General features: G+C 72.5%; 13 protein-coding genes, 1 tRNA gene and 1 rRNA gene. 3 read left to right on the top strand and 12 right to left on the bottom strand.

What is annotated here, in order from left to right:
• Positions 1 to 68: 68 nt before the first annotated feature.
• Positions 69 to 4,724, top strand: coding sequence for an ATP-dependent helicase (locus ACH4SL_RS35960; RefSeq protein ID WP_398454166.1), 4,656 nt, complete (start codon positions 69 to 71; stop codon positions 4,722 to 4,724).
• 99 nt (positions 4,725 to 4,823) lie between these two features.
• Entirely contained in the window at positions 4,824 to 5,630 is an 807-nt protein-coding gene (locus ACH4SL_RS35965) for a DNA-formamidopyrimidine glycosylase family protein (RefSeq protein WP_398454168.1), read from the top strand.
• Between the two features lie 469 nt (positions 5,631 to 6,099).
• Here ACH4SL_RS35965 and ACH4SL_RS35970 read toward each other — a convergent pair whose 3' ends face one another.
• The 9 genes from ACH4SL_RS35970 to ACH4SL_RS36010 all read right to left on the bottom strand — a co-directional run bounded on the left by ACH4SL_RS35970 (position 6,100) and on the right by ACH4SL_RS36010 (position 20,592).
• The gene (locus ACH4SL_RS35970) at positions 6,100 to 6,573 is read right to left on the bottom strand and encodes a Dps family protein (protein ID WP_398454170.1); all 474 of its coding nucleotides are present in this window, start codon (positions 6,571 to 6,573) and stop codon (positions 6,100 to 6,102) included.
• Positions 6,574 to 6,818: 245 nt separating this feature from the next.
• Complete coding sequence (locus ACH4SL_RS35975; RefSeq protein WP_398454172.1) at positions 6,819 to 7,211, bottom strand: helix-turn-helix domain-containing protein; 393 nt, start codon at positions 7,209 to 7,211, stop codon at positions 6,819 to 6,821.
• Between the two features lie 164 nt (positions 7,212 to 7,375).
• Positions 7,376 to 7,858 carry a CinA family protein gene (locus tag ACH4SL_RS35980; RefSeq protein ID WP_398454175.1) on the bottom strand — a complete coding sequence of 161 codons (483 nt, stop codon included), beginning with the start codon at positions 7,856 to 7,858 and terminating at the stop codon, positions 7,376 to 7,378.
• Positions 7,855 to 8,658: a CDP-diacylglycerol--glycerol-3-phosphate 3-phosphatidyltransferase gene (gene pgsA, locus ACH4SL_RS35985; RefSeq protein ID WP_398454177.1), complete on the bottom strand. Its 804-nt coding sequence runs from the start codon at positions 8,656 to 8,658 to the stop codon at positions 7,855 to 7,857. The genes ACH4SL_RS35980 and pgsA overlap by 4 nt, the downstream gene beginning before the upstream one ends.
• Positions 8,655 to 10,169 carry a 30S ribosomal protein S12 methylthiotransferase RimO gene (gene rimO / locus ACH4SL_RS35990; RefSeq protein ID WP_398454180.1) on the bottom strand — a complete coding sequence of 505 codons (1,515 nt, stop codon included), beginning with the start codon at positions 10,167 to 10,169 and terminating at the stop codon, positions 8,655 to 8,657. Before rimO ends, pgsA begins: the two co-directional genes overlap by 4 nt.
• 174 nt (positions 10,170 to 10,343) lie before the next feature.
• Positions 10,344 to 11,153, bottom strand: coding sequence for a helix-turn-helix domain-containing protein (locus ACH4SL_RS35995; protein WP_398454182.1), 810 nt, complete (start codon positions 11,151 to 11,153; stop codon positions 10,344 to 10,346).
• 244 nt (positions 11,154 to 11,397) lie between these two features.
• Positions 11,398 to 14,139 carry a DNA translocase FtsK gene (locus tag ACH4SL_RS36000; protein WP_398454185.1) on the bottom strand — a complete coding sequence of 914 codons (2,742 nt, stop codon included), beginning with the start codon at positions 14,137 to 14,139 and terminating at the stop codon, positions 11,398 to 11,400.
• Between the two features lie 128 nt (positions 14,140 to 14,267).
• Entirely contained in the window at positions 14,268 to 14,957 is a 690-nt protein-coding gene (locus tag ACH4SL_RS36005) for a two-component system response regulator (RefSeq protein ID WP_398454211.1), read from the bottom strand.
• Positions 14,958 to 15,192: 235 nt separating this feature from the next.
• Positions 15,193 to 20,592: a HAMP domain-containing protein gene (locus tag ACH4SL_RS36010; RefSeq protein ID WP_398454187.1), complete on the bottom strand. Its 5,400-nt coding sequence runs from the start codon at positions 20,590 to 20,592 to the stop codon at positions 15,193 to 15,195.
• A 340-nt stretch (positions 20,593 to 20,932) separates the two neighbouring features.
• Between ACH4SL_RS36010 and ACH4SL_RS36015 the strand changes: the two genes are divergently transcribed.
• Entirely contained in the window at positions 20,933 to 23,572 is a 2,640-nt protein-coding gene (locus ACH4SL_RS36015) for a SpoIIE family protein phosphatase (protein ID WP_398454213.1), read from the top strand.
• A 77-nt stretch (positions 23,573 to 23,649) separates the two neighbouring features.
• Here ACH4SL_RS36015 and ACH4SL_RS36020 read toward each other — a convergent pair.
• The 3 genes from ACH4SL_RS36020 to rrf form a co-directional block, all read right to left on the bottom strand.
• Positions 23,650 to 23,722, bottom strand: a tRNA-Thr gene (locus ACH4SL_RS36020).
• A gap of 94 nt (positions 23,723 to 23,816) precedes the next feature.
• Positions 23,817 to 24,536, bottom strand: a complete 720-nt coding sequence (locus tag ACH4SL_RS36025; protein WP_398454189.1) for a DegT/DnrJ/EryC1/StrS family aminotransferase — start codon at positions 24,534 to 24,536, stop codon at positions 23,817 to 23,819.
• 135 nt (positions 24,537 to 24,671) lie between these two features.
• A 5S ribosomal RNA gene (gene rrf / locus ACH4SL_RS36030) occupies positions 24,672 to 24,764 on the bottom strand; the annotation flags it as partial.

A 24,764-nucleotide genomic window follows, 5' to 3' on the forward strand; every position in this document is an offset into this window, starting at 1 on the left:
CCATGGGTTATCCACAGGTCGTGCGTCGTACTCGGCGGGGTGTCGGTGCTGCGAGGCAGGATGGTGGCATGTCCGATCACCGCAGTCTCGACGCCTTCTCACCGGCCACCCGCGCGTGGTTCACCGGTGCGTTCAGCGAGCCCACCCCCGCGCAGGCCGGGGCGTGGACGGCTGTCGCCGGGGGCTCCGACGTGCTGGTGGTCGCGCCCACGGGCTCCGGCAAGACACTCGCCGCCTTCCTCGCCACGCTGGACCGGCTCGCCTCCACTCCCCCGCCGGCCGAGGCGCGCAAGCGCTGCCGGGTGCTCTACGTCTCACCGCTGAAGGCCCTCGCGGTGGACGTGGAACGCAACCTGCGCAGCCCGCTCGCAGGCCTGCGCCAGGAATCGGTGCGCCTCGGGCTGCCCGAGCCCGAGGTGCGGGTGGGGATCCGCTCCGGCGACACCCCGCCGGCGGAGCGGCGCGCGCTGGCCACCAGGCCGCCGGACATCCTCATCACGACGCCGGAGTCGCTGTTCCTGATGCTCACCTCCGCGGCGCGCGAGGCGCTGAGCGGGGTGGAGACGGTGATCCTGGACGAGGTGCACGCGGTCGCGGGTACGAAACGCGGCGCCCACCTGGCCTTGTCCCTGGAGCGTCTGGACCGGCTGCTGGACCGCCCCGCCCGGCGCATCGGCCTGTCGGCCACCGTCCGCCCGGTGGACGAGATCGCCCGCTACCTGTCACCGCAGCGCAGGGTGTCGATCGTCCAGCCGGCTTCCCGCAAGGAGTTCGCCCTCTCGGTGGTGGTGCCGGTGGAGGATCTGGCCGAGCTGGGCGGCTCGCCGGTCGCCGATGCGGCGGAGCACACCGGTCCGGCCGCGGGCCCTGCCGAGCGCCCGTCGATCTGGCCGCATGTGGAGGAGCGGATCGCCGATCTGGTGCAGGCCCACCGCTCGACGATCGTCTTCGCCAATTCGCGGCGGCTCGCGGAAAGGCTCTGCAACCGGCTCAACGAGATCGGCCACGAGCGCGCCGAGGGCGCCCCGCTCCCCGAGGCCCAGTCGCCTGCCCAGATCATGGCCCAGTCGGGTGCCGCCCGCGGCGCGGCGCCGGTGCTGGCCCGCGCCCACCACGGATCGGTGTCCAAGGAGCAGCGGGCGCTGGTCGAGGAGGATCTGAAGGCCGGCCGGCTGCCGGCGGTCGTCGCCACGTCGAGCCTGGAGCTCGGCATCGACATGGGCGCGGTCGATCTGGTCGTGCAGGTCGAGTCCCCGCCGTCGGTCGCCTCCGGACTCCAGAGGGTCGGCCGCGCCGGGCATCAGGTGGGCGCGGTCTCGAAGGGCGTGGTCTTCCCGAAGTACCGCGGCGACCTGGTGCAGTCCGCCGTGGTCACCGAGCGGATGCGGGAGGGGGCCATCGAGTCGCTGCGGGTCCCGTCCAACCCGCTGGACGTGCTGGCCCAGCAGATCGTCGCGATGACAGCGCTGGACACCTGGGACGTCGACGAGCTGCTGGCCGTGGTCCGGCGCGCGGCGCCCTTCGCCTCGCTGCCACACTCGGCATACGTGGCGGTCCTCGACATGCTCGCCGGCCGCTACCCCTCCGACGCCTTCGCGGAACTGCGCCCGCGGCTGGTGTGGGACCGGGTGGCGAACACGCTGACCGGCCGGCCGGGAGCGCAGCGGCTCGCCGTGACCTCCGGCGGCACGATCCCGGACCGCGGTCTGTTCGGGGTGTTCCTCGCGGGCTCCGACCCGAAGAAGGGCGGCGGGAGGGTCGGCGAGCTGGACGAGGAGATGGTCTACGAGTCCAGGGTCGGCGACGTCTTCACGCTGGGCACCACCTCCTGGCGGATCGAGGACATCACCCGGGACCGGGTCCTGGTGTCCCCGGCGCCGGGCGTGCCCGGCCGGCTGCCCTTCTGGAAGGGGGATCAGCTCGGCCGGCCGCTCGAACTGGGCCGGGCGCTGGGAGCGTGGCTGCGCGAGGTGGGCGCGCTGGCCGAGGGCCCGGCGCGTGAGCGGCTGACGGAGGCGGGCCTCGACACCTGGGCCGCGGACAATGTGCTGGCGTATCTCGCCGAGCAGCGGCAGGCCTGCGGTCACGTGCCGGACGACCGCACGATCGTGGTCGAGCGCTTCCGCGACGAGCTGGGCGACTGGCGGGTGATCGTCCACTCGCCCTTCGGAGCGCAGGTCCACGCGCCGTGGGCGCTGGCCCTCGGAGCACGGCTCCAGGAGAAGTACGGCCTGGACGCCCAGGCCATGCACGCCGACGACGGCATCGTGCTCCGGCTGCCGGACGCCGACCTGATGGGCCTGGATCTGCTGGACGTGGCGCCGGCGCACCCGGGCGCGGAGTTCGATCCGGAGCAGTCGCCCGTGGGCGCCGCCGACATCGTCTTCGACAAGGGCGAGGTCGAGCAGCTGGTCACGGACCAGGTCGGCGGTTCGGCGCTGTTCGCGTCCCGCTTCCGCGAGTGCGCCGCCCGCGCCCTGCTGCTTCCGCGCCGCAGCCCCGGCAAACGGACCCCGCTGTGGCAGCAGCGGCAGCGGGCATCGCAGCTGCTGGCGGTCGCCTCGGAGTTCGGGTCGTTCCCGATCGTGCTGGAGGCGGTGCGCGAGTGCCTGCAGGACGTCTTCGACGTTCCCGGGCTCGTGGAGCTGATGGGCGACATCGAGGCGCGCCGGGTCCGGTTGGTGGAGGTCACCACCGGCGAGCCCTCGCCCTTCGCCAGGTCGCTGCTGTTCGGCTATGTGGCGCAGTTCCTCTACGAGGGGGATTCGCCGCTGGCGGAACGGCGGGCGGCGGCGCTCTCGCTGGATTCCCGGCTGCTCGCCGAGCTGCTGGGCCAGGCCGAGCTGCGCGAGCTGCTCGACCCCGAGGTGATGGCCGAGCTGGACCGCGAACTGCAGTGGCTGACCGACGAACGCCGGATCAAGGACGCCGAGGGCGTGGCGGATCTGCTGCGGCTGCTCGGGCCGCTGACCTGGCCAGAGCTTGCCGCCAGGGGCGCCGAACCGGCGTGGGCGCACGACCTGGAATCGGCCAGGCGCGCGATCAGGGTGCGGATCGGCGGTTCCGAGCACTGGGCGGCGGTCGAGGACGCCGGACGGCTGCGGGACGCGCTCGGCACGGCCCTGCCGGTGGGCGTGCCCGTCGCCTTCACCGAGCCGGTCAAGGATCCGCTCGGCGATCTGACGGCCCGCTACGCGCGCACGCACGGGCCCTTCACCACGGCGGAGGCGGCGGCGCGGTTCGGGCTGGGGACGGCGGTCGTGGAGGGAGTCCTGCAACGACTGACCGCCGCGGGCCGGGTGGTGCAGGGCGAGTTCCGCCCCGGCGGCGCGGGCCAGGAGTGGTGCGACGCCACGGTGCTGCGCCGGCTGCGGCGCAGATCGCTCGCGGCGCTGCGCCAGGAGCTGGAGCCCGTACCGCCCGCGACGCTGGGTGTCTTCCTGCCGCAGTGGCAGCACGTCGGCACCCACAGTCTGCGGGGCATGGACGGTCTCGCCCGGGCGATCGAGCAGTTGCAGGGCGCGGCTGTGCCGGCCTCCGCCCTGGAGAAGCTGGTCCTGCCCTCACGTGTCACGGGCTACACCCCGGCGATGCTGGACGAGCTCACGGCCTCGGGGGAGATCCTCTGGGCGGGGGCCGGGGCGCTGCCCGGCAAGGACGGCTGGATCTCCCTCTATTCCGCCGACAACGCCCCGCTGCTGCTGCCCCCGCCGCAGCCACTGGAGCCGAGCCCCCTGCACCGCGCAGTGCTGGCGGCGCTGTCGGGCGGCTACGGACTGTTCTTCCGGCAGATCGCCGACCACGTGCGGGCCGCGGGTCTCGAAGTGACCGAACCGGAGCTGGCCGACGCGATCTGGGAGCTGGCCTGGTCGGGCCGGCTCACCAACGACACCCTCGCCCCGCTGCGGGCGCTCCTCGGCTCCGGGCGTACGGCGGGGGCGACCGCGCACCGCGCACCGCGGGCGGTGCCCCGCGGCAGGTACAGCTCGCTCGCCGGAAGGGCGGCGCCGCGCGCCACGGCGTCGCGCAACGGCCCGCCCACGACGGCGGGACGCTGGTCCCTCGTCCCCGCGCCCGAGCAGGATCCGACGCGGCGGGCGCACGCCCTGACGCACGCGCTGCTCGACCGGCACGGCGTCGTCACCAGGGGCGCGGTGGCAGCCGAAGGTGTGGAGGGCGGCTTCTCCGCCGCGTACCGGGTGCTGGCGGCGCTGGAGGAGACCGGGCACGCCCGGCGCGGCTACGTGGTGGAGGGGCTGGGGGCTGCGCAGTTCGCGATGGAGGGGGCGGTGGACCGGCTGCGGGCGATGAGCACCGCGCGTGAGCGCGCGGAGGAGGGTTCCGGCCACTCCAGGACGGTGGTGCTGGCGGCGGCGGATCCGGCGAATCCGTACGGAGCCGCGCTTCCCTGGCCCGAGCAGCCGCCGGGCGTCAGCCACCGGCCGGGTCGCAAAGCGGGCTCCCTGGTGGTGCTCACCGACGGAGAGCTCGCGCTCTACGTGGAGCGGGGCGGCAAGACGCTGCTGGCCTGGCCCGTGGAAGAGATACGGGTGCAGGCCGCGGCCGACGCCCTGGCTCTCGCGGTCCGGGAAGGGGCGCTGGGCAAGCTCACGGTGGAGCGCACCAACGGCGAGCCGGCCCTGACCTCACCGCTGGGCCGGGCCCTGGAGGCGGCCGGCTTCCACGCGACGCCCCGCGGGCTGCGCCTGCGGGACAGCTCCTGACGATCTTGGCGGCCCACCGGCGCCCGGACCGCGGGGCGAGGCGGACGGCGGTGGGCCGCTGCCGGTCCGGCGGGAGGAGCGGCACGGCATCATGGAGGGGTGCCTGAAGGAGACACGGTCTGGCTGACCGCCCACCGGTTGCATGCCGCGCTGGCGGGGCGCCCGCTGGTGCGCGCGGATCTGCGGGTGCCGCAGCTGGCCACCGTCGATCTGGCGGGGCGACGCGTCCTGGAGGTGGTGCCGCGCGGCAAGCACCTGCTGACCCGGCTCGACGGGGACGCGACGCTGCACTCACATCTGCGGATGGACGGCGCCTGGCATCTCTACGCGCCGGGCGAGCGATGGCGAGGCGGGCCCGAGCACCAGGTGCGGGCGGTGCTGGAGACGGCTGAGCGGACAGCGGTCGGCTACCGGCTGCCCGTGCTGGCGCTGCTGGCAACGGCGGACGAGTCGCAGGTCGTGGGCCATCTGGGGCCGGATCTGCTCGGTCCCGGATGGGATCCGGCGGAGGCGTTGCGGCGGCTGGCAGCAGAGCCGGGGCGACCGGTGGGGGAAGCGCTGCTGGACCAGCGCAATCTCGCCGGCATCGGGAACGTCTACGTCGCCGAGCTGTGCTTCCTGCGCGGGGTGACGCCGTGGACGCCGTTCGGGGAGGTGCCGGCGCCGGACAAGCTGGTGGTGCTGGCGAAGCGGCTGCTGGAGGCCAACAAGGCGCGTCCCGGCCATGTGACGACCGGGGACACCCGGCGGGGCCGCATGCACTGGGTCTACGACCGGGCGCACCGGCCGTGCCTGCGCTGCGGCACCACCGTGCGCGGCGGCGAGCACGGGCCCGCCGACCGGCAGCGGGTGGCGTACTGGTGCCCGCGGTGCCAGCGCGGCCCTGTGCCCGGCGACGCCCCCTGAGGCGTGTCCGCGCCCGCAGGCGCACGTACCCCCGCCTCCGCGCCGAGGGTCAGTCCTGCCCGCCGGCGCCTGAACGGGCTGCCCGGGAAGAGACGGCCCTCACTCGGCGGACGTGCGCGGGCACGGCGTGCAGCGGGATGAGGCCGAGACCCCAGCCCCCCGCGGCAACCGCGCTCGCCCAGGACAGCGCCGACCCCGGCCCCACGGCCAGCCCCAGCACCGCCCCCCACCACAGCACCCCGCCGATCACCCCGATCACACAACGCGCCCGCCGACCGCCCGGAAGCCCCCGCGCAGCGGGACCACCGGGCGGGGAGCCGGGAGCAGGGCCGACCGGGGCAGGAACCACGGCGGCAGGCAGCGGAGCAGGGAATTCCGGGAGTGCTCGAAGCGGTCGCATGGCCGCCTCCTTCCGACCCCGAGTAGGCGGGCCCCCGATTCCCCGAGCTGGCGATGCGCGGCAGCGCGGTCAGGCGCTGTTCTCGGCCTGGAACATCCAGTGGAATTTCTCCAGGTCGGCGGTGAGGCCGATGAGCAGGTCCTGGCTGACCGGGTCGGGATCGGCGGTCACCTCGATGCGCTCCCGCATCCGGGTGATCACGGCGTGCAGCCCGGCCACCATGATCTCGACGACCTCGGTGTCCTTGACCCACCCGTTGGTGACGGCGTCGATGCCGCTCGTCTTGGAGATCGTGCCGGCCCTGCCGTCCGCCGACACGCCGATCGCCGAGGCCCGTTCGGCCACGGTGTCGGAGTGGGTGCGCGCGCTGTCCACCACCTCGTCGAGCTGGAGGTGGATCGAACGGAAGCGCGGCCCCACCACGTTCCAGTGCACCTGCTTGGCCACCAGCGACAGGTCGAGAAGGTCGACCAGCGCGCCTTGGAGGGCCTCCCCCACGACCTTGCGGTCCTGCTCGGACAGCGGGCTCTTCACGACACTCATGCGGTTCTCCCAGCGGACGAACGCGAAACAGACGCCGCCGAATCCGGTTCCGACCGGATTCGACCGTCTTCTGGCTTTCTCCGCCTACCCTGCCCTGCCTTTTCGAACACGGCAAAGGCAGATCCGCCGCCGGGCGGCTGCCCGGCGGCGGATCGGGGTCGTGCACTTGCCGACGTGCACGTCGGCGTCAGGCCCGGTGGGTCGTGTGACCGTGGCGCACCGGTGGGACCGGCGGCAGCCGGGCCTCAGGCCGCGACCACGTCCACGGCCTCCGCGGACTTCTTCGGCGCCTTGATGGTGATCCGCTCGTCCGGCGTGGACGTGACGGAAGTGACCGACGTGACGGTGCCGAGCAGCGGCCGCATGGGAGCGGTGCCCGACTCGGACGCCGCGGACTGCGCCAGCTCGGCGAGCGACAGGTCGTCGCTGACCTCGCGCATCACTTCCGACATCGGGACGTCCAGAGCCTCGCAGATCGCTGAGAGCAGTTCGGAGGACGCCTCCTTCTGCCCCCGCTCGACCTCCGACAGATAGCCGAGCGAGACCCGGGCGGACGAGGAGACCTCACGCAGGGTGCGGCCCTGACGCTGGCGCTGCCGACGCAGCACGTCACCCAGCAGGCGACGGAGCAGAATCATCGGTGGCTCCCTCCTCGGATCGCGGTACCGCATCCTTCTCGCCCCACCGTACCGCCTCGGGCACTGGCCGTGCGGGGCGCGAAGACGTGTTCACTCAGGGCTGCAAACATCGCCCTTCCCGCTCTTCTTCCCTCCCTGCCGCCGCCGAACGCACACCGGGCCGGTTATTCCGAGGACTTCCGCAGTCGCTCGGCCAGCAGATCGAGTACGGCCGCGACCGATGCGCGGCGGATCTCGGCCCGGTCCCCGGTGAGCCGCAGCGGGGCGACCTCCCCGGCACCGTCCGGTCCCGCGACGGCCACGAACACGGTGCCCACCGGCTGCCCGTCCTGCGGTTCCGGCCCGGCGACCCCGGTGGTGGCCGCACCCCAGTCGGTGCCGAGCCGACGCCGTACCCCCTCGGCCATCTCCCGCGCGACCTGGGCGTCCACGGCGCCCCGCGCGGCCAGCAGCTTCCCGTCCACGCCGAGCAGCTGCTCCTTGAGCGGCGTCGCGTACGCCGTGACCGAGCCGCGAAAGCTCCGGGAGGCGCCCGCCACCCCGGTCAGCTCCGCGGCCAGCAGGCCCCCGGTCAGCGACTCCGCCACGGCGAGGGTCCCGCCCCGCTCCCCCAGCAGCCGCAGCACCTCCGCGGCCGTACCGGTCATCCGCCCTCCCCCGGCCGGTCCGCGCCCCCCGCGGAGCCCGTAGCGCCCGTTTCCGCCCCGCCGGCGTCCGCCGCACCGGGGTCCTGCGCCGCCCGTGCCGCCCGCTCCGCCGCGAGGCCCGCCCGGCGCAGCGAGACGGCCTGCCGGACGTAGTCCAGCCCCGTCACGACGGTGAGCACCACAGCGGCGCCCATCAGCCACGCCCGCAGGCTGGCCAGCGGCCCGGTGAGCACCAGGATGTACATCCCCACCGCGACGCCCTGCGTGAGCGTCTTGAGCTTGCCGCCCCGGCTCGCCGGGATCACCGCGTGCCGGATCACCCAGAAGCGCATCAGCGTGATGCCCAGCTCCCGGAAGAGGATCACCGCGGTCACCCACCAGGGCAGGTCGCCGAGCGCCGACAGCCCGACGAGCGCGGCGCCCATGATGGCCTTGTCCGCGATCGGGTCGGCGATCTTGCCGAAGTCGGTGACCAGGCCGTAGCGCCGCGCCAGCTCGCCGTCGAAGAGGTCGGTGATCATGGCGACGGCGAACGCCGCCCAGGCGAAGGAGCGCCACGCCGGGTCGTCCCCGCCGTCGTGCACGAGCAGCAGCACGAAGCCGGGCACCAGCACCAGTCGGGTCATCGTCAGCAGGTTGGCGATGTTCCACAGCCCCGCCTTGTCCGCCGGCGCACCGTCCGCGGCCGGCAGGACCAGTTCCTCGGGCGCCACCGTGGCCCCCGCCAGGCCCGCCCCGCCGGCTGCGGAGGACGAGGACGACGGGGGCGGAGAGGCCGCCGGCGCGGGCGCTCCGCTCATCTGCTCACCGCCGCGCCCAGCGGCTCGGCGACCAGGTCGACGCCCTGCGCCCCGGTCACCTTGGCCGTCACGAAATCCCCGGGCTCGGCCCGCACACCGTCGACGGGCACGAGCAGGACCTGCCCGTCCGTCTCCGGCGCCTGGTGGTCGGCCCGCCCGGTGATCTCGCCCGTCTCCTCGTCCACGGTCTCGACGAGCACCTGGACGGTGTCCCCGACGCGCTCCTCGGCGCGCTGCGCGGTCAGCTCCTCGGCGAGCCGGGAGACGCGGGCCAGCCTGCCTGCGACCACGTCCTCGTCGAGCTTCCCGTCGAAGCCGGCGGCCTCGGTGCCCTCCTCGTCGGAGTAGCCGAACACCCCGATCGCGTCCAGGCGCGCGGCGCTGAGGAAGCGCTCCAGCTCGGCGAGGTCGTCCTCGCTCTCACCGGGGAAGCCGACGATGAAGTTGGACCGCACGCCCGCCTGCGGCGCCTTGGCGCGGATGGCGGCGAGCAGGTCCAGGAAGCGCTCGGTGTCGCCGAAGCGCCGCATCGCGCGCAGCACACCGGGGGCGGAGTGCTGGAAGGACAGGTCGAAGTACGGCACCACGCCGGGCGTGGAGGTCAGCACGTCGATGAGGCCGGGGCGCAGCTCGGCGGGCTGGAGGTAGCTGACCCGGACGCGTTCGATGCCCTCGACCGCGGCAAGCTCCGGCAGCAGCGTCTCCAGCAGGCGGATGTCGCCGAGGTCCTTGCCGTAGGAGGTGTTGTTCTCGCTCACGAGCATCACCTCGCGGACGCCCTCCCCGGCGAGCCAGCGGGTCTCGCCGAGGACGTCGGAGGGGCGGCGGGAGATGAACGAGCCGCGGAAGGACGGGATGGCGCAGAAGGTGCAGCGGCGGTCGCAGCCGGAGGCGAGCTTCACCGAGGCGACAGGGCCCGAGTCGAGCCGGCGCCGCAGTGGCGGGCGCGGCCCCGAGGCGGGCGCGACTCCGGCCGGCAGGTCGGCGAGGTCCGCAGTGGGGCCGTCGGCAGCTTCCGGGATACCGCCGTTCGGGTGACCCTCTTGCGAGTGACCCGGCAGCGCCACGGTTGACGACTGGCGCTCGGCGGGGCTGATCGGCAGCAGCTTGCGCCGGTCCCGCGGGGTGTGCGGGGCGTGGACGCCGCCGCTCAGGATGGTGCGCAGCCGCTCGGAGATGTCGGTGTAGTCGTCGAAACCGAGGACTCCGTCGGCTTCGGGCAGCGCGTCGGCCAGCTCCTTGCCGTAGCGTTCCGCCATGCAGCCGACGGCGACGACGGCCTGGGTGCGGCCGTGCTCCTTGAGGTCGTTGGCTTCCAGCAGGGCGTCGACAGAGTCCTTCTTGGCCGCCTCGACGAAGCCGCAGGTGTTGACGACCGCCACGTCGGCGTCCGCGGCGTCCTCGACGAGCCGCCAGCCGTCCGCCGCCAGCCGTCCGGCGAGCTCTTCGGAGTCCACTTCGTTACGGGCGCATCCGAGCGTGACAAGGGCGACGGTACGGGGTTCGGGCATGCACTCAGACTACCCGGTGCCCTGTCGGACCCCTCCCGCCTCGTCGGTTACGGCCGGATCCCTTCCCCGGCGCCGGACGTGCACCGGGGAGGCGCCCGGACCTGCACCGGACCCGGGCCCGACGTGCACCGGCGCCGCGCCGGACACGCGACGGACCGGCGCCGTACGCGGCGGTCAGCCCTGCGTCGGGTCGCCGGGGGTGTAGGTGAGCCTGACCACCTGGCCGCTGGAGCCGGCCGGGCCGAGGTCCTTGCCGTTGACGAACAGCTGCACCGCTCCGGCGTTGCCGACGATCAGCTTGATCTTCTTGTCGTCGGTGAAGGTCTGCGAGTCGCCCTTGAGGAGCGAGCCCTGGTAGAGCCGCTTGCCGTTGTGGTCGGTGGCCTGCACCCAGCTGGTGCCGTCCTCCGCGGTGATCTTGACGGTGACCTTGCCGGGAGGCGCCGCGGCGATGGCGCTGCCGGTCGGGTCGGGCGACGGCGGCATGGTGCCCTGCGTCGTCTGCACGCCGGGGGTGGTGCTGGTGCTGCTCGGGGTCGGCGGCGCGGGGTCGGCCTTGGGGGTCTTGCCGTTGTCGCCGCCGGTGAAGGCGGTGTAGCCGACGAAGCCGATCACGGCGACGATCGCCGCGACCATGGCGGCGGTCCAGTTGGGCCGGCGCGGCTCGGACTTGATGCGCTCGTTCGAGTAGACCGGGGCGACGGGCGCGGGCACGGTCTCCGTGCCGTGCTCCGCCGCGTACTGCGCGATCAGCGGCTCGGGGTCGAGTCCCACGGCACGGGCCATCGTGCGGATGTGGCCGCGGGCGTAGACGTCGCCGCCGCAGCGCGAGAAGTCGTCCTGCTCGATCGACTGCACGATGGGAACGCGCACCCGGGTGACGGCGCTGACCTCGTCGACGGACAGTCCGGCGGCGGTACGGGCCTGGGCGAGGGCGTGGCCGACCGAAGGCCGGTCTTCGGTGGGCGTGTTGCCGAGGGACACGAGGGCGCCTTTCGAACGTGCAGCCGCTGGGGGATCAGTCTAAGAGGGTGCCGAAACCGGGAGGCAAGCGGGCGGCGGAAATGTGTACGCCATCAGGATGCCGCCTTCCCTGCCGAAGTTGACGTACGAACAGATCAAACGGTTGCCCGAAGAATCCGATCGGTTTTCGGCCGCCACCGCGTGTCGCGGCGGGCCGCCGGCCGCGGACCCGGGGTCCGCGGTGGCGCCTGCCCCGACCGTCCGGTCACGCCCCGCCGCGGATCTCGGCCAGGACCCCGTCCAGTTCGTCCGCCTTCACCATCACGTCGCGCGCCTTCGAGCCCTCGCTGGGGCCGACGATGCCGCGCGACTCCATCAGGTCCATGAGCCTGCCCGCCTTGGCGAAGCCCACACGCAGCTTGCGCTGCAACATCGACGTCGAGCCGAACTGCGTGGAGACCACCAGCTCCGCGGCCTGGCACAGCAGGTCCAGGTCGTCGCCGATCTCCTCGTCGATCTCCTTCTTCGGCCCGCTGCCGACCGTGACGTCCGAGCGGTACGTCGGTGTGAGCTGTGCCCTGCAGTGTTCGACGACCTTGGCGACCTCGTCCTCGGTGACGAAGGCGCCCTGCATCCGGATCGGCTTGTTCGCGCCCATCGGCAGGAACAGGCTGTCACCCTTTCCGATCAGCTTCTCGGCGCCGGGCTGGTCCAGGATGACCCGGCTGTCGGCGAGCGAGGACGTCGCGAAGGCCAGCCGGGAGGGCACGTTGGCCTTGATCAGCCCCGTGACGACGTCGACGCTGGGCCGCTGGGTGGCGAGCACCAGGTGGATACCGGCGGCCCGGGCGAGCTGGGTGATCCGGACGATGGAGTCCTCGACGTCGCGCGGCGCGACCATCATCAGGTCGGCCAGCTCGTCCACGATCACCAGCAGGTACGGGTACGGCGTCAGCTCGCGCTCGCTGCCCTCCGGGGTCCTGGCCCGGCCGGAGCGCACGGCGGCGTTGAAGTCGTCGATGTGCCGGAAGCCGTACGCGGCCAGGTCGTCGTAGCGCAGGTCCATCTCGCGCACCACCCACTGCAGCGCCTCGGCGGCCCGCTTGGGGTTGGTGATGATCGGCGTGATCAGGTGCGGGATGCCCTCGTACGCGGTCAGCTCGACGCGCTTGGGGTCGACCAGCACCATACGGACCTCGTCCGGGGTGGCGCGGGCCAGCACCGAGGTGATCAGGCAGTTGATGCAGGAGGACTTGCCGGAGCCGGTCGCGCCCGCGACGAGCACGTGCGGCATCTTCGCCAGGTTGGCCATCACGTAGCCGCCCTCGACGTCCTTGCCGAGCGCCACCGTCATCGGGTGGTCCTCGCCAGCGGCGTCGGCGGAGCGCAGTACGTCCCCGAGGTTGACCATCTCGCGGTCGCTGTTGGGGATCTCGATGCCGACCGCGGACTTGCCGGGGATCGGGCTGATGATCCGCACATCGGGGCTGGCGACGGAGTAGGCGATGTTCTTGGCGAGCGCGGTGATCCGCTCGACCTTGACCGCCGCGCCGAGCTCCACCTCGTAGCGGGTGACCGTCGGGCCGCGGGTGAAGCCGGTCACGACCGCGTCGACCTTGAATTCCTTGAAGACCTGGGTGAGCGCCGCCACCACCGCGTCGTTGGCGGCGCTGCGGGTACGGCCGGGGCCGCCGCGCTCCAGCAGGTCGAGCGAGGGGAGCGCGTAGGTGATGTCGCCGGAGAGCTGGAGCTGCTCGGCGCGCGGCGGCAGCGGCTCGCCCGACTCCGGGTTCGGTTTGGTCAGGTCCGGCACACCGTCCGGGCCGGTGTCCTCCTGCGCGCGGGCGGCGGGCACCGGCTTGCGCAGGTTGCTGGTCAGATCAGCGACCAGCGGCGACGGCTGCAGGCCGTGCAGCACCGCGCCGTCCAGCGCGGCGGCCGCGGCTGCGGCGACGTCGACCGCGTCGGGCGCGTCGCCCTGCGCGGCGGGCAGCGTCTCGGTACGGCGGCGCGGCCGGCGGCGCGGCTTCGGCTCGTCCCCGAGCGGCTCGGCGGGCAGCCCCGCGGCCGGGTCGGCGCCGTCGCTCTCCATGTCGTACGGCTCGTCCCGCTTGGCCGGCCGCCGGGGCAGTCGGCGCACCGGCGACTCGTCCGCGGCGCCGCCGCGGTCGGCTGCCCCCGCCTGCTCCTCCTCGTCGTCGAAGAACTCCTCCAGCGGCACGGCGTCGACGTCCGGCGGCGGGGCGTACAGGCCGATCCGGGCGCCGGCCGCCCGCAGCCGGTGCGGCACCGCGTGCACCGGGGTGGCGGTGACGACGAGCAGCCCGAACAGCGTCACCAGCAGCAGCAGCGGCGCGGCCAGGAAGCCGCCGACGGTGTAGACGAGCGGGGAGGCGGCGGCCCAGCCGATCAGGCCGCCGGCGTCGCGCAGCGCGGTGGCCCCGTCGCTGCGGGCGGGCGAGCCGCAGGCCACATGGATCAGCCCGAGGATGCCGATGGCGAGGGCGGACAGGCCGATCACGATCCGCCCGTTGGCCTCCGGCTGCTCCGGGTGCCGCATCAGGCGCACCGCGACCGCGCCCAGCATCAGCGGCACCAGCAGGTCCAGCCGCCCGAAGGCGCCGGTGACCAGCAGCTCGACCAGGTCGCCGACCGGGCCGCGCAGATTCGACCAGGTACCGGCGGCGACCACCAGCGTCAGACCGATCAGGAGCAGGCCCAGGCCGTCCTTGCGGTGCGCGGGGTCGAGTCCGCGGGCGCCGCGCCCTATGCCGCGGAAGACCGCGCCGACGGCGTGCGCGAGGCCCAGCCACAGGGCGCGGAACATCCGCAGGATGCCGCTGGTCGGTGACGGCGCCGGTTTCGGCGCGGGCTTGGGCGCCGCTGCCGCCTTCTTGGCGGGCGGTTTCGCGGCGGCGCTCTTGGCCGCCGTCTTCTTCGCGGCGGGCTTCTTGGCCGCAGGCTTCGCCGGAGCTTTCTTGGCGGTGCCGGACGTACGTGGGGCCATGGTGCCGAGGTTACCGCCCTTGTGATCGGTGAACACGTGCCCCTGTGGATACGCCCGTTCGTGTCGGGCGGTTCCCGCGGCCCCGTTGACCCGGCGTCAACCTCCGTTGCCGCCAGGCCCCGGCGGCGCTACTCGCCGCCGGCGGACTGCCGTACGATCCCGCCGCCGCTGCCCGGGTCGAGCGCGTCCAGCGCGCGTCGCAGACCGGTCAGCTTGCGCTCCAGGTGGGCCGCGGTGGCCACCGCGGCGGCGTCCGAGGACTCGCCCAGCTGCTTGCCCAGCGCCTCGGCCTGCTCCTCGACGGCGGCGAGCCGCGCCGACAGCTCGGCGAGCAGGCCCGCGGGCTCCTTCGAGCCGTCGGAGCCCGTGCCGGACGGCGCGCCGTGCTCCAGTTGCAGCCGCAGCAGCGCGGCCTGCTCGCGCAGCTGGCAGTTCTTCATGTACAGGTCGACGAAGACCGACACCTTGGCCCGCAGCACCCACGGGTCGAAGGGCTTCGAGATGTAGTCGACCGCGCCCGCCGCGTAGCCCCGGAAGGTGTGGTGCGGGCCGTGGTTGATCGCGGTCAGGAAGATGATCGGGATGTCCCGTGTCCGCTCCCGCCGCTTGATGTGCGCCGCCGTCTCGAAGCCGTCCATGCCCGGCATCTGCACATCGAGCAGGATCACCGCGAAATCGTCGGTGAGCAGCGCTTTGAGCGCTTCCTCCCCGGACGATGCCCGGACCAGAGTCTGATCGAGCGCGGAGAGAATCGCCTCCAGCGCCAGCAGATTCTCCGGCCGGTCATCGACCAGGAGGATCTTGGCCTTCTGCACCATGGCCCGCCCTCCTCGCCCCGGCATCACGCCGGTCGCCGCCCCCAGGGACGACTCCGTCGCGCCGCCCGTCCTTGTGCCGGTCATGGTAGCCGCACCCCGCCGTTCGCCACACCCTGTCACCGCCACGTCACTCACCACGCACCGAAAACGCTGGCGGAGACGAGAAGGTTCCCTCATCCTCGCGCCCTCACACGTGCGAGGGACCCTCCGGTCGGAAAAAATTCAACTTTCTTGCTCAACGCGAGTGCATCCACTGTTCCATGAGGCTCAGGAGGTGGTCGGTGTCCACCGGTTTGGCGACATAGTCCGACGCTCCCGACTCGATGCTCTTCTCCCGGTCGCCCTTCATCGCCTTTGCCGTCAGCGCGATGATGGGCAGCCCGGCGAACTGCGGCATCTTGCGGATCGCCGTGGTCGTGGCGTAACCGTCCATCTCCGGCATCATGATGTCCATCAGCACGATCGCGATGTCGTCGTGCTGCTCCAGCACCTCGATGCCCTCGCGCCCGTTCTCGGCGTAGAGCACCGTCAGCCCGTGCTGCTCCAGGACGCTGGTGAGCGCGAAGACGTTGCGGATGTCGTCGTCGACGATGAGCACCTTCTCGCCGTTGAAGCCGCCGGTGAAGCGCGACTCCGCGGGCTCGTCCTGCTCCACCCACCGCTCGGGCGCCGCCGCCTTCTCGCCGCTCTCCACCGCGGCCGCGGGCTGCGGGGCCTGCAGGGCCGAGCGGCGGCGCAGCCGGGCCAGGCTGCTGCCGGGGCTGCGGGTACGGCCGCCCGCGGCGCCGTCCTGCTCGCCGGCGCCGGCCGGCAACTGCGGCGTCGCCTGCGGGATGTCGGCGTCCCGGCCCAGGCTCAGCGGCAGGTACAGCGTGAAGGTCGAACCGCGGCCCGGCTGGCTGTCGGCGTGGATCTCGCCGCCCAGCAGCCGGGCGATCTCCCGGCTGATCGACAGCCCGAGGCCCGTGCCGCCGTACTTGCGGCTGGTCGTGCCGTCGGCCTGCTTGAACGCCTCGAAGATCACCCGCATCTTGCCCGCCGCGATGCCGATACCCGTATCGGTCACGGAGAAGGCGATGAGCGGCTGGTCGGGGCTGCGCAGTGTGCCCGCCTCCAGCAGCTGCTCGCGGATCGACTGCGGCACCTCGCTGCCGGCCGGCCTGATCACCAGCTCCACCGAGCCGCTGTCGGTGAACTTGACCGCGTTCGACAGCAGGTTGCGCAGCACCTGCAGCAGCCGCTGCTCGTCGGTGTGCAGCGTCACCGGCAGCTCCGGCGAGACCCGCACCGAGAAGTCCAGGCCCTTCTCCGCGGTCAGCGGCCGGAAGGTGGCCTCCACGTAGTCGACGAGCTGCACCAGTGCGATACGCGTCGGCGAGACGTCCATCTTTCCCGCCTCGACCTTCGACAGGTCCAGGATGTCGTTGATCAGCTGCAGCAGGTCGGAACCGGCGCTGTGGATCGTCTCGGCGAATTCGACCTGCTTGGGCGACAGATTGCCGTCACCGTTGTCCGCGAGCAGTTTCGCCAGGATGAGCAGCGAGTTCAGCGGCGTACGCAGCTCGTGCGACATGTTGGCGAGGAATTCGGACTTGTAGCGCATCGAGACGGCGAGTTGTTCCGCACGCTCTTCCAGGACCTGCCTGGCGTCCTCGATCTCGGTGTTCTTGACCTCGATGTCGCGGTTCTGCCGGGCCAGGAGTTCGGCCTTCTCCTCCAGTTCCGCGTTGGAGAGCTGCAGCGCACGCTGCCGGTTCTCCAGTTCGCCCGACCGCTCCTGCAACTGCTCGGTCAGTTCCTGCGACTGCTTGAGCAGATACTCCGTCTTGGTGTTGACGCTGATCGTGTTGACGCTGATGGCGATGATGTCGGTGATCTGGTTGAGGAAGTCCTTCTGGATCTCGGTGAGCGGCTGGAAAGCCGCCAGTTCGATGACGCCGAGCACCCGGCCCTCGAACAGCACCGGCAGCACGATCACATGGGCGGGCGGTGCTTCACCCAGCCCCGAGGTGATCTTCAGATAACCCGGCGGGACGTTCTCGATGAGAATGGGCCGCTTCTCCACCGCGGCCTGCCCGATGAGCCCCTCGCCGGGCAGGAAGACCGTCGACATGGCGCGGCGCGAGAAGCCGTAGCTGCCGCGCAGCCGCAGCTCGTACTCCTCGCCGACCTCCGTGGTGTCCTCGGCGAGGTAGAAGGCGCCGTGCTGCGCGGACACGACCGGCGTCAGCTCGCTCATGATCAGGGCGGCCACGTCGCCGAGATCCCGGCGGCCCTGCATGAGACCGGAGATACGGGCCAGGTTGCCCTTGAGCCAGTCCTGCTCCTTGTTGGCCAGCGTCGTCTCGCGCAGGCGCACGATCATGGTGTTGATGTAGTCCTGGAGTTCCAGGATCTCGCCGGCCGCGTCCACGTCGATGCGCAGGTTGAGGTCGCCGCGGGTCACCGCGGTGGCGACCTGGGCGATGTTGCGGACCTGGCTGGTCAGGTTGTTGGCCATCAGGTTCACCGACTCGGTGAGGTCCTTCCAGATGCCGGAGACTCCGGGCACCCGGGCCTGTCCGCCCAGCCGTCCTTCCGTACCCACCTCGCGCGCGACGCGCGTGACCTCGTCACCGAACGCGGAGAGCTGCCCGACCATCGTGTTGATGGTCGTCTTGAGTTCCAGGATCTCCCCGCGCGCGTCCACGTCGATCTTCTTGGACAGGTCGCCGCGCGCGACCGCCGTCGTCACCTGGGCGATCTGCCGCACCTGGCCCGTCAGGTTCGACGCCATGCCGTTGACGGACTCCGTGAGGTCCTTCCACGTCCCCGAGACGCCCGGCACCCGCGCCTGGCCGCCCAGGATGCCCTCGGTGCCCACCTCGCGGGCCACGCGGGTCACCTCGTCACCGAACGCCGACAGCGTGTCCACCATCGTGTTGATCGTCTCGGCGAGCTGCGCGACCTCGCCGCGCGCCTCGACGGTGATCTTCTTGGTCAGGTCGCCGTTGGCGACGGCGGTGGCCACCGAGGAGATCGACCGCACCTGGCCCGTCAGGTTGTTCGCCATCAGGTTGACGTTGTCGGTCAGGTCCTTCCAGATGCCCGACGCGTCCCGTACCCGGGCCTGGCCGCCGAGCTGGCCCTCGGTACCCACCTCACGGGCGACGCGGGTCACCTCGTCACCGAACGCCGACAGCGTGTCCACCATCGTGTTCACGGTCGTGACCAGCGCGAGGATCTCGCCCTTCGCATCGACGGTGATCTTCCGCGACAGGTCGCCCTGGGCGACCGCGTTGGTGACGTCGGCGATGTTGCGGACCTGGCTGGTGAGGTTGTTCGCCATGAAGTTGACGGACTGCGTGAGGTCCTTCCACGTGCCCGAGACGCCCTTGACCTCGGCCTGGCCGCCCAGGATGCCCTCGGTGCCGACCTCGCGCGCCACCCGCGTGACCTGCTCGGCGAAGGAGGAGAGCTGGTCGACCATCGTGTTGAGGGTGTTCTTCAGCTCCAGGATCTCGCCGCGCGCGTCCACGTCGATCTTCTGCGACAGGTCACCGCGCGCCACCGCGGTGGCGACCTGCGCGATGTTGCGGACCTGGGCCGTCAGGTTGCCGGCCATGAAGTTCACCGAGTCGGTCAGGTCGCGCCACACACCGGCGACCCCCGGCACCTGCGCCTGACCGCCGAGGCGCCCGTCGGTGCCGACCTCACGGGCGACCCGGGTCACCTGCTCGGCGAAGGAGGAGAGCTGGTCGACCATCGTGTTGATGGTGTTCTTCAGCTCCAAAATCTCGCCGCGCGCGTCCACGTCGATCTTCTGCGACAGGTCACCGCGCGCCACCGCCGTCGTGACCTGCGCGATCTGCCGCACCTGCGAGGTCAGGTTTCCCGCCATGAAGTTGACGGAGTCGGTCAGGTCCTTCCAGGTGCCGCTGACCCCGTCGACCCGGGCCTGGCCGCCGAGGCGCCCTTCCGTACCCACGTCGGTGGCCATCCGCGTCACCTGGGCGGCGAACGAGCCGAGCTGGTCCACCATGCGGTTCACGGTGTTCTTGAGCTCCAGCATCTCGCCGGAGACGTCCACCGTGACCTTCTGCGACAGATCGCCGTTGGCGACCGCCGTCGTGACCTGCGCGATGTTGCGGACCTGGCCGGTCAGGTTCCGGAAGGCGGTGTTGACCGAGTCCGTCAGGTCCTTCCACGTCCCCGCCGCGCCGGGCACCTGCGACTGCCCGCCGAGGATGCCCTCGACACCGACCTCGCGGGCCACCCGCGTCACCTCGGCGCCGAACGCCGACAGCTGGTCGACCATCGTGTTCACGGTGTTCTTCAGCTCCAGCATCTCGCCGGAGACGTCCACCGTGACCTTCTGCGACAGGTCGCCGCCCGCCACCGCGGTCGTGACCTGCGCGATGTCCCGCACCTGGGCCGTCAGGTTGCGGAAGGCGGTGTTGACGGAGTCCGTCAGGTCCTTCCACGTGCCCGCCGCACCCGGCACCTGCGCCTGACCGCCGAGCTGGCCCTCCGCGCCGATCTCCCCGGCGACGCGGGTGACCTCGTCGGCGAAGGTGCGCAGCGTCTCGGTCATCGCGTTGATCGTCTCGGCGAGCTGCGCGACCTCGCCGCGCGCGCCGATGGTGATCTTCTGCGTCAGGTCGCCGTTGGCGACCGCGGTCGTGACCTGCGCGATGTCCCGCACCTGGGCCGTCAGGTTGCCGGCCATCAGGTTCACCGAATCGGTGAGGTCCTTCCACACGCCGGCCACGCCCGGCACCTGGGCCTGGCCGCCCAGCTCGCCCTCGGTGCCCACCTCGCGCGCGACCCGGGTCACCTCGGAGGAGAAGGACGACAGCTGGTCCACCATCGTGTTGACGGTGTTCTTGAGCTCCAGCATCTCGCCGTCGACATGCACGGTCACCTTGCGCGACAGGTCGCCCTTGAACACCGCGTTCGTCACGGTGGCGATGTCGCGCAGCTGCGCCGTCAGGCGGTACGCCATGGTGTTGACGGAGTCCGTCAGGTCCTTCCAGGACCCGGCGACCCCGCGGACCTTCGCCTGCCCGCCGAGCTTGCCCTCGGTGCCGACCTCGCGTGCGACGCGCGTCACCTCGTCGGTGAACGCCGACAGCTGGTCCACCAGGCCGTTGACCGTACGGCCGACCTTCAGGAATTCGCCGCGCAGCGGGTGCCCGGTCCCGTCGGCGTTCTGGGCGCGCAGGTCCATGCGCTGCTCCAGGTCGCCCTCGGCCACCGCCGACAGCACACGGCCCACCTCGGACACGGGCCGCACCAGGTCGTCCACCAGCGCGTTCGACGCCTCGATCGCGGCCGCCCAGGCGCCCTCGCAGGCCCCCGTCTCCAGCCGCTCGGTGAGCTTGCCCTCCCGGCCGACCACCCGGCGGACCCGGGCCAGCTCCCCGGTGAGGTGCTGGTTGCGGTCGGCGACCTCGTTGAAGACGGCGGCCACCTCGGCCATCACCCCGTCGCCGGTCACCGTCAGCCTGCGGCGGAAATTGCCGTCCCGCATCGCCGACAGCGCGGAGAGCAGCTTGGTGAGCGCGGCCGCGTCGACCTCTACGGTCCCCCCGGCCCGGGAACGCCCGTTCTTCGTACGCGTGACCGCGCCCCGCGCCGATGCGCCAGACTCCACCGTGTCCCTCCTGGAGGGTCGATCGACCTGCATGTAACCGAGTTGAGCCCCTCCAGTCTTCCACTTTCGTCTGCCGGGCCCACAACATCCGGAGTAACCCGTGCGCAACAGAAGCGTTGACGCTAGGAACCGTCGCCCCCCGTGTGCACGGGCGCACGCCCCGCGTACGCCCCCCATCCGGCGCGGAACGTTCCGGTTTGACCACCCACGGGACGGCCGGTGTCCGACGCACTAGCCTTGCCTGATGGCAGGACGACGCGGTGTGCAGGGGCGGGCGACCGCACCCGGCATCCGCGCGCGGCGTCCGCGGGAGACCAGCGAATCCGTCATGAGGAGATCCGTGATCACGGCTCGGGCAACGGCCAGCTTCGAACCGGTCGGCAGGTCCGTCGCCGTGGCCAGGGCGTTCGTACGCGACACACTGCACGGCTGGGGCTTCGCCGACGTGGTGGACGACGCCGTCGTCCTGACCAGCGAACTGGTGACCAACGCCGTCGTCCACGCGGGAACCGCCGCCGACGTGCGCTGTCTGCGCTACGAGACAGCCGTACGCGTCGAGGTCGCCGACCACTACCCCGAGCGCGAGGTACCGCTCCAGGGCCGCGGCCGCCCGCACCGGGACCCCGACCACGAAGGCGGCCGCGGGCTGCTGCTGTGCGCCGCGCTCGCCAGCCGCTGGGGTGTGGAATACACCGCCGCGGGCAAGCACGTCTGGTTCCAGCTCGACCTGCCCGAGCGCCCCGCCGGTACGCGCTCGGCCGGCCCGCTGCTGGCCGCCGCCGACCTCCCCGAGGCCGACGAGCGGGTCCGGGTCGCCGTCGTCCAGGTCGACCGGCAGGGCACCGTCACACGCTGGAACGACGACGCGGCCGAACTCTTCGAACACCCCGCCGCCGACGTCGTCGGCAAGTCACTCGCCGACCTCACCGCCTGGCCGCAGACCCCCGGCACCGGCCTCGGCCTCGCCGAGGCCCTCCAGCTCTCCCGCTGGGAAGGCACCTACGGACTGCGCAACGGCGCGGGCCGGGTCCTGCCCGTCTACGGCTCCCACCTGCGCATCCGCGACAGCGCCGGCGAGCCCTCCACGGTGTGCCTGCTGGTACGCGCCGAGGAGCGCGCCATCCTGGAGAGCCCGTCGCGCGGCTCCGCGCCCTCCGAGCCGAACCTCGCGCAGCGCGGCAAGAGCAACGACGCCTTCGAGGTCTTCATCGGCTCCCCCGCCCCCGACGACCTCGACGGACTGCTGCAGCGCACCGTGGAGCGCGCCCGCGACATGCTCGACGGCGACGCCGCCTACCTGCTGCTCGCCACCGACGACGAGACCGAGCTGGAGGTCCGCGCCTCCACCGGTCTGCCCTCCGCCCGCCAGCGCTTCGCCCGCGTCCCCGTCGAGGCCGGCACCGGCCGCTACGGCAGCGCCCGGATGCCCGCCGTCCACGAGGACCTCACCGCCGTCCCCGGCGCCGTACCCCTGCTGTCCGGTACGGGCATGCGCTCCGTCGTCACCGTGCCGCTCAAGGTCGAGGGCCGGCTCACCGGTTCGCTCGGCGTGGCCGCGGAGGCCCCGGGCCGCTACTCCAACCAGGAGGCGCTGCGGCTCCAGTTCGCCGCCGACCGCATCGCGCTGGCCGTCGAGAGCGCCCGGCTGACCGAGCTGGAGCGGCTCCGCCGCGGCTCGCTGTCCTTCCTCGTCGAGGCCTCCGACCTGCTCGCCGGAACCCTGGAGCGCGACCAGACGCTCGCGCTCATGGCACAGATGACCGTGCCCACCCTCGCCAGCTGGTGCGCCGTCTACACCATCGCCGAGCAGTCCGAGCCGGAGCTGGCCTTCGTCCTGCACGAGGACGAGGACCGCATCGACGGCATCAAGGCCCTCCTCTCCCAGGTCCGCCCGCCGGAACCCGACCCCACCCCCGGCGCCCGCGCCTGGACCGCGCCCTCCGACGCCGCCCACTCCAGCGCCCTGCGCGCCTCGCTGCGCAGCCTCGGCGTGGGCCCCAGCGGCGCGGCCACCCTCCCCGGCCGCCCGGTCAGCGCGCCCGGTGTCGCCCTCGCGACCGCGGCCGCCGTCGGCGGCGAGACGGTCGTTCTGCCGCTCGTCGCGCGCAACCGCGTCATCGGCATGCTCACCCTCGGCAAGCCCACCGACGAGCGCTTCCGCCAGGAGATCCTGGAGCTGGCCGAGGACCTGTCCCGGCGGGCGGCCCTCGCCCTCGACAACGCCCGCCTCTACAGCGAGCGCACCGCCATCAGCCAGGCCCTCCAGCGCAGCCTCCTGCCGCCGGAGCTGCCGCACGTCCCCGGCGTCGAGGTCGAGGTCGTCTACCGCGCAGCCGGAGAGGGCAACGAGGTCGGCGGCGACTTCTACGACCTCTTCCCCATCCGCGACGGCTGCTGGGGCTTCGCCATCGGCGACGTCTGCGGCACCGGCCCCGAGGCCGCCGCCGTCACGGGCCTGGCCCGGCACGCCCTCCGCCTCCTCGCCCGCGAGGGCTTCGGCGGCCCCGCCGTCCTGGAACGCCTCAACGCCGCCATCCTCGACGAGGGCGCCCGCAGCCGCTTCCTGACCCTCCTCTACGGCGAGCTGTGGCCGCAGCACGACGGCAGCGCAGTACTGCGCATGGTCTGCGCGGGCCACCCACTGCCACTGCGGCTGCGCCCGGACGGCTCGGTGGAGCCCGCCGCCGAACCGCAGCCGCTGCTGGGCGTGATGGACGACCTGGAGCTCGTCGAGCAGTCCGTGACCCTCGACCCGGGCGACGTCCTGCTGTGCGTGACGGACGGGGTCACGGAACGCCGTGAGGGCACCCGGATGCTCGGCGACGACGGCCTCGCGGACGTCCTCGCCACGTGCACGGGCCTGACCGCGGGCGCCGTCGCCGCCCGCATCCAGCGCGCGGTCGAACGCTTCGCCGCCGACGCCCCGTCCGACGACATGGCCATCCTGGCGATGCGCGTCCCGACCCTCCCGCAGAGCTGACCGCCGGTCTCCCGGACAGCAGGCTCCCGAGCAGCAGAAAGGCCTCCCGCACTCGGCGGGAGGCCTTTCCTTGTCAGAGCCCCAATACGGAATCGAACCGTAGACCTTCTCCTTACCATGGAGACGCTCTACCGACTGAGCTATTGGGGCGCGTCGACGGGAAGATCGTAGCCCATGAACGGCTGTGCGGGAAACTCAGCAGCCGGTCCCGGCAGTGGGCATCTCCCGCCGACTCGCGGCCCCGTCACATGAGCCCGCCGAGCGCGTTGCAGGTGTCCGCGATGTGCGTCAACTCCCGCTGCGTGATGCCGGAATGCACCGGCAGCGACAGCGTGTCGGCCGCCACCCGCTCGGTCTCCGGCAGCATGTCCCCCGACCGGTGCGCCGGCATCCGGTGTACGGGCACGGGTACGCTCACGGTCGCCCGCACCCCGCGCGCCGCCAGGGCTGCGGCGAAGGCGTCCCGGTCGGGCCGCCCGTTACCCGGAACGCGCACGGTGTAGCGGTGGTAGAGGTGGTGCGCCCCCGGCGCCGTGTAGGGCACGACGACACCCCTCAACGCCGAGTCCAGAAACCGCGCGTGCGCCCGCCGCCGCGCCACCGCCCCCGCCTCGTCGGCGACTTCGCCTTCCTCCACGAGGGCCAGCGCACGCTGCTCCGCCAGTTCGGTGAGTTCCGCCATGGGCGCCGGGTGTCCGAAGACGTGCACAGGCACGATGGCGGCGGTCCGGGAGGTCACGCCGGCCGCGACCGCTTCCGGGTCGAGGCAGAAAGTCCGCGGGTCTATGTCGGCGAAGACCGGTACGGCGCCGGCCAGCCGTACGGCGTCGGCAGGCCCGCCCGGCCCGAAGGACGGCACGATGACCTCGTCGCCGCCACGTATCCCGAGCCCCACCAGCGCGTCGCGAAGAGCTGCGGCCGTCGTGTCCGAAGCGATCCTGTGCCGCGGTCCGGCAGTCGTCATCTGCTGCACGTCTCCACACCTCCGCCTGTTCGGGGCGTCCAGCGTCCCGGCGCGATATGAACGCCGGGTGACGGGCAGCAAAAAAGGCCCCGACCCACGAGACAAAGCTCGGGGCCGGGGCCTCCTTCAATATTTGTTCGGCGGTGTCCTACTCTCCCACAGGGTCCCCCCTGCAGTACCATCGGCGCTGAAAGGCTTAGCTTCCGGGTTCGGAATGTAACCGGGCGT

This window comes from Streptomyces sp. NPDC021020 (genome assembly GCF_044333285.1).
Taxonomy (GTDB): domain Bacteria; phylum Actinomycetota; class Actinomycetes; order Streptomycetales; family Streptomycetaceae; genus Actinacidiphila.

Excerpts from the sequence above, each read along its gene's own strand:
- ACH4SL_RS35960 (WP_398454166.1), top strand. The coding sequence starts at position 69 with ATGTCCGATCACCGCAGTCTCGACGCCTTCTCACCGGCCACCCGCGCG.
- ACH4SL_RS35970 (WP_398454170.1), bottom strand. The coding sequence starts at position 6,573 with ATGAGTGTCGTGAAGAGCCCGCTGTCCGAGCAGGACCGCAAGGTCGTG.
- ACH4SL_RS35975 (WP_398454172.1), bottom strand. The coding sequence starts at position 7,211 with ATGATTCTGCTCCGTCGCCTGCTGGGTGACGTGCTGCGTCGGCAGCGC.
- ACH4SL_RS35980 (WP_398454175.1), bottom strand. The coding sequence starts at position 7,858 with ATGACCGGTACGGCCGCGGAGGTGCTGCGGCTGCTGGGGGAGCGGGGC.
- pgsA (WP_398454177.1), bottom strand. The coding sequence starts at position 8,658 with ATGAGCGGAGCGCCCGCGCCGGCGGCCTCTCCGCCCCCGTCGTCCTCG.
- rimO (WP_398454180.1), bottom strand. The coding sequence starts at position 10,169 with ATGCCCGAACCCCGTACCGTCGCCCTTGTCACGCTCGGATGCGCCCGT.
- ACH4SL_RS36000 (WP_398454185.1), bottom strand. The coding sequence starts at position 14,139 with ATGGCCCCACGTACGTCCGGCACCGCCAAGAAAGCTCCGGCGAAGCCT.
- ACH4SL_RS36005 (WP_398454211.1), bottom strand. The coding sequence starts at position 14,957 with ATGGTGCAGAAGGCCAAGATCCTCCTGGTCGATGACCGGCCGGAGAAT.
- ACH4SL_RS36025 (WP_398454189.1), bottom strand. The coding sequence starts at position 24,536 with ATGACGACTGCCGGACCGCGGCACAGGATCGCTTCGGACACGACGGCC.